This window comes from Kitasatospora phosalacinea (assembly GCF_030268885.1).
GTDB classification, from domain to species: domain Bacteria; phylum Actinomycetota; class Actinomycetes; order Streptomycetales; family Streptomycetaceae; genus Kitasatospora; species Kitasatospora phosalacinea_C.
Genome location: NZ_BSSA01000026.1, coordinates 1 through 13,292, shown reverse-complemented (window position 1 = coordinate 13,292; position 13,292 = coordinate 1). Strand labels below are relative to the sequence as shown.

At 76.5% G+C, this 13,292-nt stretch carries 16 protein-coding genes; 9 read left to right on the top strand and 7 right to left on the bottom strand.

Going from position 1 to position 13,292, the window contains the following annotated elements; translation table 11 throughout:
• The first annotated feature begins 6 nt into the window (after positions 1 to 6).
• Both QSK52_RS29100 and QSK52_RS29095 read left to right on the top strand, forming a co-directional pair.
• On the top strand, positions 7 to 525 hold the full coding sequence (locus QSK52_RS29100) for an isoprenylcysteine carboxyl methyltransferase family protein (RefSeq protein WP_285739179.1): 519 nt from the start codon (positions 7 to 9) through the stop codon (positions 523 to 525).
• Positions 522 to 1,550 (top strand): NAD(P)/FAD-dependent oxidoreductase, encoded by a 1,029-nt coding sequence (locus QSK52_RS29095; RefSeq protein WP_285739178.1) that lies wholly within the window; start codon positions 522 to 524, stop codon positions 1,548 to 1,550. The genes QSK52_RS29100 and QSK52_RS29095 overlap by 4 nt, the downstream gene beginning before the upstream one ends.
• Here the strand turns inward: QSK52_RS29095 and QSK52_RS29090 are convergent.
• Positions 1,531 to 2,892 (bottom strand): cytochrome P450, encoded by a 1,362-nt coding sequence (locus QSK52_RS29090; RefSeq protein ID WP_285739177.1) that lies wholly within the window; start codon positions 2,890 to 2,892, stop codon positions 1,531 to 1,533. The genes QSK52_RS29095 and QSK52_RS29090 overlap by 20 nt on opposite strands.
• Positions 2,893 to 2,974: 82 nt before the next feature.
• Between QSK52_RS29090 and QSK52_RS29085 the strand changes: the two genes are divergently transcribed.
• A complete protein-coding gene (locus QSK52_RS29085) occupies positions 2,975 to 3,211 on the top strand; it encodes a hypothetical protein (RefSeq protein WP_285739176.1) in 237 nt (78 codons plus the stop codon).
• On the opposite strand, the gene QSK52_RS29080 is transcribed toward QSK52_RS29085, so the two are convergent.
• On the bottom strand, positions 3,208 to 4,026 hold the full coding sequence (locus tag QSK52_RS29080; protein WP_285739175.1) for an ABC transporter permease: 819 nt from the start codon (positions 4,024 to 4,026) through the stop codon (positions 3,208 to 3,210). The two genes, QSK52_RS29085 and QSK52_RS29080, sit on opposite strands and share 4 nt — an antisense overlap.
• On the bottom strand, positions 4,023 to 5,039 hold the full coding sequence (locus QSK52_RS29075) for an ATP-binding cassette domain-containing protein (protein ID WP_285739174.1): 1,017 nt from the start codon (positions 5,037 to 5,039) through the stop codon (positions 4,023 to 4,025). The genes QSK52_RS29080 and QSK52_RS29075 overlap by 4 nt, the downstream gene beginning before the upstream one ends.
• Before the next feature lie 175 nt (positions 5,040 to 5,214).
• Between QSK52_RS29075 and QSK52_RS29070 the strand changes: the two genes are divergently transcribed.
• From QSK52_RS29070 to QSK52_RS29055, 4 genes are all read left to right on the top strand, one after another.
• Positions 5,215 to 6,114, top strand: coding sequence for a COG4315 family predicted lipoprotein (locus QSK52_RS29070; protein WP_285739173.1), 900 nt, complete (start codon positions 5,215 to 5,217; stop codon positions 6,112 to 6,114).
• A 1-nt stretch (position 6,115) separates the two neighbouring features.
• Positions 6,116 to 6,676: a DUF6529 family protein gene (locus QSK52_RS29065; RefSeq protein ID WP_352230321.1), complete on the top strand. Its 561-nt coding sequence runs from the start codon at positions 6,116 to 6,118 to the stop codon at positions 6,674 to 6,676.
• 150 nt (positions 6,677 to 6,826) lie between these two features.
• Positions 6,827 to 7,846, top strand: a complete 1,020-nt coding sequence (locus QSK52_RS29060; RefSeq protein ID WP_285739172.1) for a phosphotransferase family protein — start codon at positions 6,827 to 6,829, stop codon at positions 7,844 to 7,846.
• Positions 7,847 to 7,850: 4 nt separating this feature from the next.
• Positions 7,851 to 9,062 (top strand): acyl-CoA dehydrogenase family protein, encoded by a 1,212-nt coding sequence (locus QSK52_RS29055; RefSeq protein ID WP_285739171.1) that lies wholly within the window; start codon positions 7,851 to 7,853, stop codon positions 9,060 to 9,062.
• 37 nt (positions 9,063 to 9,099) lie between these two features.
• On the opposite strand, the gene QSK52_RS29050 is transcribed toward QSK52_RS29055, so the two are convergent.
• From QSK52_RS29050 to QSK52_RS29040, 3 genes are read right to left on the bottom strand one after another with little or no spacing between them, the layout of a single operon-like run.
• Positions 9,100 to 10,056: an NADPH:quinone oxidoreductase family protein gene (locus tag QSK52_RS29050; RefSeq protein ID WP_285739170.1), complete on the bottom strand. Its 957-nt coding sequence runs from the start codon at positions 10,054 to 10,056 to the stop codon at positions 9,100 to 9,102.
• Positions 10,053 to 10,853: an SDR family oxidoreductase gene (locus QSK52_RS29045; RefSeq protein WP_285739169.1), complete on the bottom strand. Its 801-nt coding sequence runs from the start codon at positions 10,851 to 10,853 to the stop codon at positions 10,053 to 10,055. Before QSK52_RS29045 ends, QSK52_RS29050 begins: the two co-directional genes overlap by 4 nt.
• The gene (locus QSK52_RS29040; RefSeq protein WP_285739168.1) at positions 10,850 to 11,605 is read right to left on the bottom strand and encodes an SDR family oxidoreductase; all 756 of its coding nucleotides are present in this window, start codon (positions 11,603 to 11,605) and stop codon (positions 10,850 to 10,852) included. The genes QSK52_RS29045 and QSK52_RS29040 overlap by 4 nt, the downstream gene beginning before the upstream one ends.
• 124 nt (positions 11,606 to 11,729) lie before the next feature.
• On the opposite strand from QSK52_RS29040, the gene QSK52_RS29035 reads away from it, so the two are divergent.
• Positions 11,730 to 12,356: a TetR/AcrR family transcriptional regulator gene (locus tag QSK52_RS29035; RefSeq protein WP_285739167.1), complete on the top strand. Its 627-nt coding sequence runs from the start codon at positions 11,730 to 11,732 to the stop codon at positions 12,354 to 12,356.
• 50 nt (positions 12,357 to 12,406) lie between these two features.
• Here QSK52_RS29035 and QSK52_RS29030 read toward each other — a convergent pair whose 3' ends face one another.
• Entirely contained in the window at positions 12,407 to 12,622 is a 216-nt protein-coding gene (locus QSK52_RS29030; protein WP_285739166.1) for a hypothetical protein, read from the bottom strand.
• 173 nt (positions 12,623 to 12,795) lie between these two features.
• Between QSK52_RS29030 and QSK52_RS29025 the strand changes: the two genes are divergently transcribed.
• The gene (locus tag QSK52_RS29025; RefSeq protein ID WP_285739165.1) at positions 12,796 to 13,176 is read left to right on the top strand and encodes a DUF2470 domain-containing protein; all 381 of its coding nucleotides are present in this window, start codon (positions 12,796 to 12,798) and stop codon (positions 13,174 to 13,176) included.
• The last annotated feature ends 116 nt before the right edge of the window (positions 13,177 to 13,292 follow it).

Genomic DNA, 13,292 nt, shown 5'->3' with positions numbered 1-13,292 from the left:
GTGCCGATGACCGCCTACACCGTCCTGATCCTGCTGGTCGCCCTGGAGCGGCTGGCCGAGCTGCTGGTCGCCCGCCGCAACGCCGCCTGGAGCCTGGCCCGGGGCGGGGTCGAGCACGGGCGGGGGCACTACCCGGCGATGGTGGCGCTGCACACCGGGCTGCTGCTCGGCTGCCTGCTCGAAGTCCACTACGCGGCAAGGCCGTTCGTCCCGGCGCTGGGCTGGCCGATGCTGGCGCTGGCGCTGGGCGCGCAGGGGCTGCGCTGGTGGTGCATCCGGACGCTGGGGCCGCGCTGGAACACCCGGGTGATCGTGGTGCCGGGCCTGCCGCTGGTGGTCGGCGGGCCGTACCGGTGGCTGCGGCACCCCAACTACCTGGCGGTGGTGGTGGAGGGCCTCGCGCTACCGCTGGTGCACACCGCCTGGGTGACCGCACTGTGCTTCACGGCGCTGGACGCCTGGCTGCTGGCCACCCGGCTGCGCTGCGAGGACGCCGCGCTGCTGCGCTGCCGGGTGCCGGCGTGATCGACCTGCTGGTGGTGGGCGGCGGTCCGGCCGGGCTGGCCGCCGCGATCCACGCCGCCCGGGCGGGCCTGTCCGCGACGGTGCTGGAGCCGCGGGCGACGCCGATCGACAAGGCCTGCGGGGAGGGACTGATGCCGGGCGCGGTGCGGGCCCTGGAGCGGCTGGGCGTCGAGGTCGAGGGACGCCCGTTCGCGGGCGTCCGCTACCTGTCCGCGGACGGCGCCCGCACCGCCGAGGCCCGGTTCCGCTCCGGCCACGGCCTGGGCGTGCGCCGCACCGCCCTGCACGCCGCGCTGGCCGCCCGCGCCGAGGAGCTCGGCGTCCGCCGCCTGACCGCCCGCGCCGACGGCCTGCAGCTGACCCGGCACGCCGTCACCGCCGCCGGGCTGACCGCCCGCCACCTGGTCGCGGCGGACGGCCTGCACTCCCCCGTCCGCCGCGCCCTCGGCCTGCACCGGCCCGCCCCGGCGCGGCTCCCGGCCCGGTACGGGCAGCGGCGGCACTTCGCGGTGGAGCCGTGGAGCGACCTGGTCGAGGTCTACTGGTCGCGGCGCGCGGAGGCGTACGTCACGCCGGTCGCGGACGGGACGGTCGGGGTGGCGGTGCTGGGCAGCGAGCGGCTCCCGTTCGACCGCCAACTCGACGCCTTCCCGGCCCTGTCGGCACGCCTGGACGGTGCGCAGGCCGGTCCGGTGCGGGGCGCGGGCCCGCTGCGGCAGCGGGCGGCCGCCCGGGTGCGGGGCCGGGTGCTGCTGGTCGGCGACGCGGCGGGCTACCTGGACGCCCTGACCGGCGAGGGCGTCGCGCTGGCCCTGGCCTCCGCCGAGGCCGCGGTCCGCTGCCTGGCCGCCGACCGCCCCGCCGCCTACGAGCGGGCCTGGCACCGCGCGACCCGCCCGTACCGCCTGCTGACCTCCGCCCTGCTCGCCGCCCGCCACCACCCCTGGCTGGGCCCGCGCGTCGTCCCGCTGGCCGCCGCCCTCCCGCCGGTCTTCGGCGCCGCGGTCAACCTGCTGGCCCGCTGACCGGCCCGCTCCACCTGCTCGGCCCGCCGCCCCGTTCGCTCAGCAGCATCGGCTGCGGCCCGGGCGACAGCACCAGCCGCGGCACCGGCCGCACCGGGCCCGGACCCGCCGGGCGCAGCCGCCACCGGCCCGCGACGGTGGCCAGGGCCAGCGCCGCCTCGGTCAGCCCGAAGCGGTCGCCCAGGCACTTCGTCGCCCCGGAGCCGAACGGCAGGTAGCCGCCCCGCGGCAGCTCCCCCGCGAACCGGTCGGGGTCGAAGCGCTGCGGGTCGGGGAAGAGTTCGGGCCTGCGCTGCAGCAGGTAGAGGCAGCACACCACCAGCGCCCCGGCGGGCAGGCGGGCCCCGCCGAGCTCGGTGGGCCGGGTGGTGGTGCGGCTGATCGCCCAGGCGGGCGGGTAGAGCCGCAGCGTCTCGCTGATCACCCGTGCGGTGTACGGGAGGTGCGGCAGGTCCTGCCAGCGGGCCGGGGCCCCGGCCGGTCCGGCGTCCAGTTCGGCGTGCAACGCCCGTTCCACGTCCGGGTGTTCGGCCACCAGGCGGAGCGACCAGGCCAGCGCCGAGGAGGTGGTCTCGGCCCCGGCCAGCACCAGGGTGGCGACCTGGTCGGCGAGTTCGCGTCCATCGAGCGGCCGGCCGTCCTCGTCACGGGCCGCGAGCAGCAGCGCGAGCACGTCGCCGCGGTCGATCCCGCGGGCCCGGTGGTCGGCGACGATCGCCGCCACTCCGGCGTGCCAGGTCGCCAGCGCCCGCCGGTAGCCGCGCCGCGCCGGGGTGGGCAGCAGGTCGGCCGCGGGCAGCACCACCCGCAGGTAGAGCCCGCGCAGCAGCACGTCCAGGGCGGCGCGCAGTTCCTCCGCGGCCCGCGGCGGCAGCCCGGCCGAGAACAGGGTGCGCACGGCGACGGCGGTGGTGAGCCGGAACGCCTCGCGGGTGACGTCGACGACCTGCCCGGCCCGCCACCCGGCGGTGAGCGCCGCGGCCTTCTCCGTCATCGCCGCGGCGTAGTGCGGCAGCAGCGCGCGGTGGAAGGCGGGCTGCACGATCCGGCGGAGCCTGCGGTGGTCGGCGTGCGGGCAGGAGGCCAGCCCGTTGCCGAGGAACGCCCGGATCTTCGCGTACAGCGGCCCCGTCCGGTCGAACGCCACCCGGTCGGCCAGCACCCGCTGCACCAGCTCCGGCTCGCTGACCACGTACATCTCCCGTGGCCCGACCCGCACCCGCACCGGGTCGCCGCAGTCGGGCAGCGTGTCGAGGAAGGCCAGCGGCCGGGTGAGCAGCGCGGGCAGGTGCCCCAGCAGCGGCACCCCGCCGGGGGCGGTGACGGGTCGAGTGGCGCGCACGGACGACCACGATACGCGTCGGGGCGGGCACCGAGGGTGAGATCGACGGGCCGTTGCGCGCGGGGCGCGGGACACTGGAGGCATGAGCGAGTCCGGAGACATATTCCACCCGCCGGTCGTGGTCCGCCCGCCGACCCGCGGGCAGCGGCCGTACCGGCGGGTGGAGATCTACGGACGGACGGTGGGCCGGGCGACCGGGCCCGAGGACGTGGTGGAGCTGATCCGGCACGCGGGCGTCGCCGAACCGGACCTGGACGACCCGGACCTGGTGGCCTGGCGCGGCGGCGACCGCACCGTGTGGGAGCCCCCGGCGGCCTAGACCGCGCGGCGGTAGAGCCAGACGCCGAGCGGGGCGAAGACCGCGACGATGCCCGCGTCCCAGGCGAGGGCCTGCCAGACCTGGGTGCCCAGCGGGCCGCCGATCATCAGGGTGCGGACCGCCCCGGCGGTGATGGTGACCGGCTGGTGGTCGGCGAAGACCTGCAGCCAGCCCGGCATCGTCGCGGTGGGGACGAACGCGGAGGACGCGAAGACCAGCGGGGCGAGGACGGGGAACGCGGCGGCGGTCGCGGTCTCCGGGTCGCCGACGGCGAGGCCGACCACCGCGAACACCCAGGACATCGCGAACCCGAAGGCCAGCACCAGCAGCCCGCCCGCCAGGAACGCCGGGACGCCGTTGTGGATCCGGAAGCCGACCAGGAAGCCGACGCCGGTCATCAGCGCGACCACGAACACGTTCCGGGCCAGGTCGGCGGTGGTCCGCCCGGAGAGCACCGCGGAGCGGGCCATCGGCAGCGAGCGGAAGCGCTCCATCAGCCCGGTCTGCAGGTCGCCGGCCAGGCCGATCGCGGTGTTGACCGCGCCGAACACGACGACCTGCACGAACACGCCGGGCATCAGGTAGTCGACGTACGAGACGCCGTGCAGCGCCGCGCCGACCACCCCGCCGAACACGTAGCGGAACATCAGCACGAAGACGATCGGCTGCACCGTGGAGAAGATCAGCAGCCGGGGCACCCGGCGCAGCGCGATCAGGTTGCGCCCGGCGACGGCCAGCCCGTCCCGGACGGGGGCGAGCAGGCGGTCGACCGTCGGCTGTTCCCGCGGCTGTTCCAGCGGGGTGGCGGTGGTCATGACGGCGGGCCTTCCAGGGTGGTGCCGGGGTCGGGGGCGCGGTCATCGGTGCGGTGGCCGGTGAGGGCGAGGTAGACGTCGTCGAGGCTGGACTCGCGGACGGCGATGGTGCGCGGGGTGAGCCGTTCGGCCTCCAGCGCGTGCAGGACGTCCATCAGCAGCAGCGAGCCGTCCGGGCTGGGCAGCCGCAGCAGGGCGCCGTCGCGTTCGGGGCGCTGCCGCAGGCGGTCGGTGAGCAGGGCGGCGGCGCGGGCGGCCCGCGGGTCCTCGCCCATGCCGAGCTCCAGGACGGTGGTGCCGAGGCGGGCCTTCAGGTTGTGCGGGGTGTCGTCGGCGACCACCCGGCCCTCGGCGAGGACGGCGACGCGCTGGGCGAGCCGGTCGGCCTCCTCCAGGTACTGGGTGGTGAGCAGGACGGTGGTGCCCTCGGCGACGAGTTCGCGGATCAGCTCCCACAGCGCGGTGCGGCTCTGCGGATCGAGCCCGGTGGTGGGTTCGTCGAGGAACAGCACGGGCGGTTCGGGGACGAGCGCGGCCGCGACGTCGAGGCGGCGGCGCATGCCGCCGGAGTAGGTGCGCACCGGCCGGTCGGCGGCGGCCGCCAGGTCGAAGCGGGCCAGCAGGTCGGCGGCGCGCGGGTCGCGGCGGTGGCGGGGCAGCTGGGTGAGGCGGCCGATCAGCCGGAGGTTCTCCCGGGCGGTCAGGTTGGGGTCGACGGCGGCGTACTGCCCGGCGAGCCCGATCAGGCGGCGGACGGCGGCGGGCCGGGCGACGACGTCGGTGCCGAGCACCTCGGCGCGGCCCGCACTGGGCCGGACGATGGTGGTGAGGATCCGGATCGTGGTGGTCTTGCCCGCGCCGTTGGGCCCGAGCAGGCCGAACACGGTCCCGGGCGGGACGGCGAAGTCGACGCCGTCCAGGGCGACGAGGTCCTTGAAGCGCTTGCCGAGGCCCTCGACCCGGATCGCGGGTCGGGCGGCGGCGGGCTGGGTGGTCGCGGACTCGGCGGTCATCGGCGTGCCCCCTCGGACGGGCGGTGCTCCTCCAGTGTCCGCCCGCCGGTGCCGGGTGGTCCTTCCGGGGCAACCGGATCCCCCCTGGTGCGGAGCGGCCCGGCTCTGGAGTGGCCGGGCGGCGGGCGGCGGGAGTGGATGGTGTTCCAGTGCCGCGCCGTCCCCTGGAGCCCCGATGCCCCGTACCCGTCGTGCCGCCGCTGCCGCGGCGCTGTCGCTGACCGCCCTGTCCGCCCTGCTCTCCGCCGCGGGCTGCTCGGCGCCCGCCGACCTGAACGCCCCGCCCGCCGCCGACTCCCCGTCCGCGGCCTCGCCGTCCCCGAGCTCCGGCCCGTCGGTGTCGGCGTTCGCGACCTCGGTGGGCACCCGGGTGGCGCTGGCCAGCGTGGGCAGCCTGGGCCCGGTCCTGGTGGACGCGCAGGGCCGCACCCTGTACCTGTACGGCGCCGACACCTCGGTGCACGCGAGCTGCCTGGACGAGTGCGCGAAGTCCTGGCCGCCGGTCACCACCCCCGGCTTCCCGCTGGCCGGGCCCAGCGTGGACGACGGGCTGCTGGGCGCGGCGGCGCTGCCGGACGGGACGGCGCAGGTGCTGTACAAGGGCCACCCGCTGTACCGCTACGCGGGTGACCACGGCCCGGGCGAGGCCACCGGGCACACGGTGGCCGACCCGCACGGCACCTTCTACGCGGTGACCTCGCTGGGCGACCCGGTGGGCGTCGACATCGCGACGCTGCGCGGGGCGGGCGGCGCGGTGCCGGGCGCGGGCGCCTCGGCCGGCGCTTCGGCCGGTGCCTCGGCCGGTGCTTCGGCGGGCGCGAGCGCGTCCCCGGATGCCCCGGCCGCGGACCCGAACGCCGCCGACCCGAACGCTCCGGCAACCCAACCGCCCGCCCAGCAGCCCGCCCAGACGCCCGCCCAGACGCCCGAGCCCGCCGCCCAACAGCCCGCCCAGGCCCCGGTCGAGGTGCCCCCGGCCCAGGCGCCCGCCCAGGCCCCGGCGGAGGAGGCCCCGGCCGACGGTTCGGGCTCCGGCTCCGGCGCCGCGGCCGACGACGGCTCGCAGGAGCACTGAGGTGGCGCCCGGCCGCCGTCCGGGCGGGTCGGTCGCCGGTCGGCTGCCGACGCTGCTGGCGGCGCTCGCGCCGGTGGCGCTCGCGCTGGGGCTGCTGTGGTTCGGGCGGGTGCACGTGCCGGACCCGGGGCGGAGCCTGTTCGGGGCGTCCGGCGAGGACGCGCTGCGGCTGAAGTCCTGGCTGGGTTCGGCGCTGTTCGCCCTGGCGCTGCTGCAGGTGGTGCTGGCGCTGGCGATGTACCGGCGGGGCCCGGCGGCCCGCCCGGTGCGGACGGCGCACCGGGTGGGCGGCTGGCTGGCGTTCGCGCTGTCGCTGCCGATCGCCCAGCACTGCCTGCTGGCGTACGGGGTGCGCTTCACGGACGTCCGGGTGGGCCTGCACTCGGCGGCGGGCTGCTTCCTGTACGGGGCGTTCGCGGCGAAGGTGCTGCTGGTGCGGCACGGCGGGCTGCGCGGGTGGGTGCTGCCGGCGGCGGGCGGGGCGCTGTTCTGCGCGGTGGGGGTGCTGTGGTGGACGGCTGCGCTGTGGTTCCTGAACGGGTACGCGGCGCCCGGGTTCTGAGCCGACGCCGAACCGACCGGTCGCCCGCCCGACCGCCCGCCCGCCCGGGACGCCGTTCCGGGCGGGCGGCGCTCGTTGACAAGTCCTCCCGTCGGGCCGATCCTAAGCAAGCGCTTAGTCAGCACGCCCCGACCCCTGCGAGGTGCACCGATGACCACCGCCGCTCCGCCCGGACTGGACCTGGAGAGGCTGCGCGCCCACCTGGACGCCGCCCTGCCGACCCCCGTCGCCGGGCCGCTGACGGCCCGGTTGTTCGAGGGCGGCCGGTCGAACCTGACCTACCTGGTCGAGGACGGCGCCGCCCGCTGGGTGCTGCGCCGTCCGCCGCTCGGGCACGTGCTGGCCACCGCGCACGACATGGGCCGCGAGTACCGGGTGCTGGGCGCCCTGACGGGCACCGCCGTACCGGTGCCGCGGCCGGTGCTGCTGGTCGAGGACACCGACGTGATCGGCGCGCCGTTCTACCTGATGGAGCACGTCCCGGGCACCGCCCACCGGGACGCGAAGGCGCTGGCCGCGCTCGGCGAAGAGCGGGTGCACGCCCTGGGCGGGCGCCTGGTGGAGACCCTGGTCGCCCTGCACGCCCTGGACCCGGACGCGGTCGGTCTGGCCGGCTTCGGCCGTCCCGAGGGTTTCCTGGAGCGCCAACTGCGCCGCTGGGCCAAGCAGTTGGACGCCTCGCGGAGCCGCGAGGTGCCGGGCGCGGACGACCTGCACCGCCGCCTCGCCGACACCCTGCCGTCCTCCCCCGCGCCCGCCCTGGTGCACGGCGACTACCGGCTGGACAACGTCCTGGTCGACGCCGAGGACCGGATCACCGCCGTCCTGGACTGGGAGATGTCCACCGTCGGCGACCCGCTCACCGACCTCGGCCTGCTGGTGATGTACACCGAACTCGCCCGCCGCTTCGACGGGTTGCTCCCCGGCGCCGCCCTCGCCCCCGGCTTCCCGTCCCCCGCCGAACTCGTCCGCCACTACGCGCAGGCCTCCGGCCGGGACGTCTCCGGCCTCGGCTGGTACGTCGCCTTCGCCTCCTTCAAGCTCGCGGTCGTGCTGGAGGGCATCCACTACCGCTACACCCGGGGCGGCACCGTCGGCCCGGGCTTCGACCGGGTGGGCGAACTCGTGCCGCTGTTCGTCGAGTTCGGCACCGAATCGCTGGAGGGCTGACCCCATGGACTTCTCCCACGACGCCCGGACCACCGAGCTGATCGCCGAACTCACCTCCTTCATGGACGAGTTCGTCTACCCCGCCGAACCGGTGCTGGCCGACCAGCTCGCCGACCCGGACCGCGAACCGTGGTCGGTCCCGCCGGTGGTCGGCGAGTTGCGGGCCGCGGCGAAGGCCCGCGGCCTGTGGAACCTCTTCTTCCCGGGCGAGTTCGGCGCCGGGCTGACCAACCTGCAGTACGCGCCGCTGGCCGAACTCACCGGCCGCTCCATCCTGTTGGCGCCGCCCGCGCTCAACTGCGCGGCGCCCGACACCGGGAACATGGAGCTGCTCGCCCAGTTCGGCACTCCGGCCCAGCGCGAACGCTGGCTGCGGCCGCTGCTCGACGGCGAGATCCGCTCCGCCTTCGCGATGACCGAGCCGGACGTCGCCTCCTCGGACGCCACCAACATCACCACCCGGATCGAGCGCGACGGCGACGAGTACGTCGTCAACGGCCGCAAGTGGTACATCACCGGCGCGATGAACCCCGACTGCAAGGTCCTGGTCGTGATGGGCAAGACCGACCCCGCCGCCGAGCCCCACCGCCAGCAGTCGATGGTCCTCGTCCCGCGCGACACCCCGGGCGTCCGGGTGCTGCGCGGCATGCAGGTGTTCGGCTACCCGGACGAGGACCACGGCGGCCACGCCGAGATCCTCTTCGAGGACGTCCGCGTCCCCGTCGCGAACCTGGTCGGCGAGGAGGGCGGCGGCTTCGCCATCGCCCAGGCCCGCCTCGGCCCCGGCCGCATCCACCACTGCATGCGCGCCCTGGGCATCGCCGAACGCGCCCTCGAACTGACCTGCCGCCGGGTCAACTCCCGGGTGGCGTTCGGCCGTCCGCTCGCCGACCAGGGCGTCGTGCAGGACTGGATCGCCGAGGCGCGGGTCCGGATCGAACAGGCCCGCCTGCTCGTCCTGAAGACCGCCTGGCTGATGGACACCGTCGGCAACCGCGGCGCCCACACCGAGATCCAGGCGATCAAGATCGCCGTCCCGTCCACCGTCGAGTGGATCCTCGACAAGGCCGTCCAGGCCCACGGGGCCGCGGGCGTCAGCCAGGACACCCCCCTCGCCCAGCTCTGGGCCGGCAACCGGACCCTGCGCCTCGCCGACGGCCCCGACGAGGTCCACAAGCGCTCGCTCGCCCGTCGCGAGCTGCGCAAGTACCGCTGAGGGGGCCGGGGCGGGGGTCTCCCCCCGCCCCGGCGGGTCAGGGGACGATCGCGAGGCGGCCGGTGGTGGTCCCGGCGGCGAGGTCGTGGACGGCGGTGGCGGCCGCCTCCAGGGGGAGGCGGGCGGAGACCAGGGGGCGGGGGGCGAGGGCGGTGAGGGCCGCGTGGCAGGCCCGGACGGCGGCGGGGTCGCGGGTGACGTAGAGGCCCCAGTGCAGGCCGAGCAGCGAGTAGTTCTTCACCAGCGCGTGGCCCAGCGGCGGGGCGGGGATCTCCCCGGAGGCGAAGCCGACCACGACGATCCGGCCCTCGAAGGCGACGCACCTGGTGGAGCCGGTGAAGGCGGGGCCGCCGACCGGGTCGAAGACCACGTCGGCGCCGCGGCCGCCGGTGGCCTCCTTGACGGCGGCGACGAAGTCCCCGGCGCGCCGGTCGACCACCACGTCCGCGCCCAACCCGGCCGCGACTGCGGCTTTCTCCGGTCCGCCGACCACGGCGATGACGAACGCCCCGGCGGCCTTGCCCAGTTGGACGGCGGCGCTGCCGACGCCCCCGGCCGCGGCGTGCACCAGCAGGGTCTCGCCGGGGGCGAGGCGGGCGCGCCGGTGCAGGGCGAACCAGGCCGTCTGGTAGGCGATGTGGAAGCCGGCGGCCTCGGCGTCGTCCAGGTGGCCGGGGGCGGGCAGCGCGGTGGCGGCGTTCATCAGGGCGTGCTCGGCGAACGCCCCGGCGGGCAACTCCGCGGTGCCGATCAGGCGTTGACCGGCCCGCGGGCCCTCGACGACCTCGCCGCAGAGCTCCACGCCGGGCGTGAACGGCAGCGGCGGACGGACCTGGTACTGCCCGGCGGCCATCAGCGCGTCGGGGAAGTTCACGGCCGCGGCCCGGACCCGGACCAGGAGCTGGCCCGGTCCGGGGACGGGCAGGTCGGCGTCCGGGACGAGTTCCATCACGTCCAGCGGGGCGCCGGTTCGGGTGATCCGCCAGGCTCTCATCGGCTCTCGATCTCCTGCTGGAGGCGGTTCATGCCGCGCAGCCAGCGGTCGGGGGTGGTGGCGCGGGCCGCGTACTGCCCGGCGGTCTCGGGGTGCGGGAGGATCAGGAACTCGTCGGCGGCCATCCCGCGCAGGGCGGCGGCCGCGGCCGCGGCGGGCTCGATCGCGGTGGGGGCGAGCAGCACGTCCCCGTGGACGCCGGTGCCGTCGAGCATCCGGGTCCGCACGCCCTGCGGGCACAGCGCGTGCACCTTCAGGCCGCGGTGCCGGTAGGTGGCGGCGAGCCACTCGGCGTACGCGAGGGCGCCGTGCTTGGTGACGGCGTACGGGGCGGAGCCGAGCATGGTGAGCAGCCCGGCGGCGGAGACGGTGGCCAGGTAGCGGCCGGTGCCGCGCTCCAGCCAGTCGGGCAGCAGCAGGCGGCTGGCCCGGACGTGGGCGAGGACGTTGACCTGCCAGGCCAGTTCCCAGGCCTCGGGTGCGGCGTCGGGGCCGCCGGTGGTGGCGACGCCCGCGTTGGCGCAGTAGAGGTCGATCGCGCCGAGGTGGTCGCGGGCCGCGGCGACCAGGGCGGCGACGCCGTCCTCGCCCGCGGCGTCGCCGGGGACGGCGTGCCCGCCGGTCTCGGCGGCGACGGCGCGGGCCGCGTCGGCGTCCAGGTCGTTGACCACCACCCGGGCCCCGGCGGCGGCCAGCGCGCGGGCGAGGGCGGCGCCGATGCCGCGCCCGGCCCCGGTGACCACGGCGCCGACCCCGACGAAGCCCGCACCCGCGGGGGCGGCGCGGAGGTCGCTCACAGCCCGCCGCCGAGGGTGACGCCGCCGTCGACGACCAGGGTCTGGCCGGTGATCCAGGCGGCGTCCTCGGAGAGCAGGAAGGCGACGGCCCCGGCGACGTCCTCGGGCAGGCCGAGGCGGCCGAGGGGGTAGGCGCGGGCCACCTTCTCCTCGCGGCCCTCGTAGAGGGCCTCGGCGAACTTGGTCTTGACCACGGCGGGGGCCACCGCGTTGACCCGGACGCCGGGGCCGAGCTCGGAGGCGAGTTCCGTGGTGAGGCGGATCAGCGCGGCCTTGGAGACGCCGTACATGCCGATGCCGTTGGAGGCCCGGATGCCCGCGATGGAGGCGACGTTGACCACGGCGCCGCCGTGCTCGGCCATCCAGGCGGCGTGGGCGCGGCGGGTCCAGGCCAGCGGGGCGAGCACGTTGACGGCGAGGATCTTGGCGGCGGCGGCCGGGTCGGTGTCCAGGACCGGGCCGTAGACCGGGTTGATGCCGGTGTTGTTGACCAGCAGGTCGAGGCGGCCGTAGGCGTCCATGACGCGGGCGACGGTCTCCTCCTGGTGCGCGGCGTCGTCGGACTTCCCGGCGACGGCGATCGCGTGCTCCGGCCCGCCCAGCTCCTTCGCGGCCTGCTCCAGGGTCTCCGCGGTGCGGGCGGTGAGGCAGACCTTCGCCCCGCGCCGGACCAGCTCCCGGGCGATGCCGAACCCGATGCCCCGGCTCGCGCCGGTGACCACGGCCACCTTGCCCTCGAACGACACTGCCATCCTCGTACCTCGCACCTCTCCGAGCGGATGTGACTAAGCGCTTGCTTAGCATCTTGGCGGCGGGCGACACTGTCAACAGCCCGACCCGCCGGGGCGGGCCGGAGCCGTCTGGGAGGATTGCCCCATGACCGACCCAGCGACCGCCGACCTCTGGCCCGGGGAGCGCACCGAGGCCGCCCGGCGGCTGCTGCTGGCCGCCGTGGACTCCTTCGCCCGCCGCGGCTACCACGCCACCACCACCCGGGACATCGCCACCGCCGCCGGGATGAGCCCGGCCGCGCTGTACATCCACTACCCGTCGAAGGCGGCGCTGCTCGCCGAGATCTCCCGCACCGGCCACCGGGCCACCCTGGAGCTGGTCGAGCGCGCCGAGGCCGCCGGAACGGACCCGGTGGAGCGGATGCGCGCCCTCGCGGAGTCCTTCACCACCTGGCACGCCCGCGGCCACACCGTCGGCCGGATCGTCAACCACGAGCTGCACGCCCTGCCCGAGGAGGACTTCGCGGCCGTCGCCGAGCTGCGGATCCGGATCGAGGAGACGGTGCTGCGGATCATCGCGGACGGGGTCGCCCGGGGCCTGTTCCGCGTCCCCGACCAGCGCACCGCGGCCCGCGCCGTCACCTCGCTCGGCATCGACGTCTCGCGCTGGTACACCGAGCGCAGCAGCGAGTCCCCGGAGGAGCTGGGGCGGCGGTACGGCCAGCTGGTGCTGCGGATGCTGGGCGCCCCGCCCGAGCGGGTCGGCGACTGACCGCACCGGCCGCTGGACTCCGACCCCCTTCATAGTTAGGTTAGCCTCACCTAATCAAAAGGAGGCTCCCCGTGCTGCCCCAGCCCGCCCGCCGCCCGTCCGCCGCCGAACGCGCCCGCACCCTGCTGGAGCACGCCTCCTCCGCGGTCCTGGACGTCCGGGGCGCCGACCTCACCGCCCGCCCCGGCTTGCCCCCGCAGGTCGCCCGCGCGCTGCGGCCCGACGGCTCGGTGGCGGTCCTGGTCGGCCGCGAGTCGGCCCTGCACCGGATCACCGCCCTCGCCCGCACCCCGCTCACCGCCGAACTCGACTGCGTGGACGTCGCCCCCGTCGCCGTCCCCCACCGCGTCCGCGGCCGCCTCCTGGTCCGCGGCCTGCTCACCCGCTCCCCGGCGAGAGCGCCGCCGCGCTGTTCCCCCACCACGACCACGGCGGCGGCGTGCTGCTCCGGCTGGCCCCCGAGCACCTGGCGCTGGACGACCTGTGGGGCTCCGAGTGCTGCGTCGACCCCGACGAGACGGCCGCCGCGGCCCCCGACCCGGTCGCCGCCGAGGAGGCCGGCCTGCTCCAGCACCTGGCCGCCGCCCACGCCGACCAGCTCCTGCTGCTGGGCGCGAGGGCCCTGGACCACCACCGCCCCACCCCCGACCGCCTGCACGCGGTCCGCCCGGTCGCCCTCGACCGCCGCGGCCTGCGCGTGCGCCTGCTCCTCGGCAGCCGCACCCTGGACGCCCGCTTCGACTTCCACCGCCCGGTCGACCACCCCGACGACCTCCCGGAGGCGATGCACCGGCTGTTCGCCCCCACGCTCACCCCCTGACAGTGATGATGTGACTGGTGGTTCTGCTGATGAGCCTGACCCGCCCCCTGACTGACGCCTCGGGCTGTCCTGTTTGGGATTTGTCGGCTCATCAGCAGGCCATCACGCACGCGGCC

Coding starts and splice junctions, on each gene's coding strand:
- QSK52_RS29085 (WP_285739176.1), top strand. CDS start 2,975: ATGAGCGAGTCCGGAGACATATTCCACCCGCCGGTCGTGGTCCGCCCG.
- QSK52_RS29060 (WP_285739172.1), top strand. CDS start 6,827: ATGACCACCGCCGCTCCGCCCGGACTGGACCTGGAGAGGCTGCGCGCC.
- QSK52_RS29070 (WP_285739173.1), top strand. CDS start 5,215: ATGCCCCGTACCCGTCGTGCCGCCGCTGCCGCGGCGCTGTCGCTGACC.
- QSK52_RS29100 (WP_285739179.1), top strand. CDS start 7: ATGACCGCCTACACCGTCCTGATCCTGCTGGTCGCCCTGGAGCGGCTG.
- QSK52_RS29035 (WP_285739167.1), top strand. CDS start 11,730: ATGACCGACCCAGCGACCGCCGACCTCTGGCCCGGGGAGCGCACCGAG.
- QSK52_RS29075 (WP_285739174.1), bottom strand. CDS start 5,039: ATGACCGCCGAGTCCGCGACCACCCAGCCCGCCGCCGCCCGACCCGCG.
- QSK52_RS29040 (WP_285739168.1), bottom strand. CDS start 11,605: ATGGCAGTGTCGTTCGAGGGCAAGGTGGCCGTGGTCACCGGCGCGAGC.
- QSK52_RS29050 (WP_285739170.1), bottom strand. CDS start 10,056: ATGAGAGCCTGGCGGATCACCCGAACCGGCGCCCCGCTGGACGTGATG.
- QSK52_RS29055 (WP_285739171.1), top strand. CDS start 7,851: ATGGACTTCTCCCACGACGCCCGGACCACCGAGCTGATCGCCGAACTC.
- QSK52_RS29080 (WP_285739175.1), bottom strand. CDS start 4,026: ATGACCACCGCCACCCCGCTGGAACAGCCGCGGGAACAGCCGACGGTC.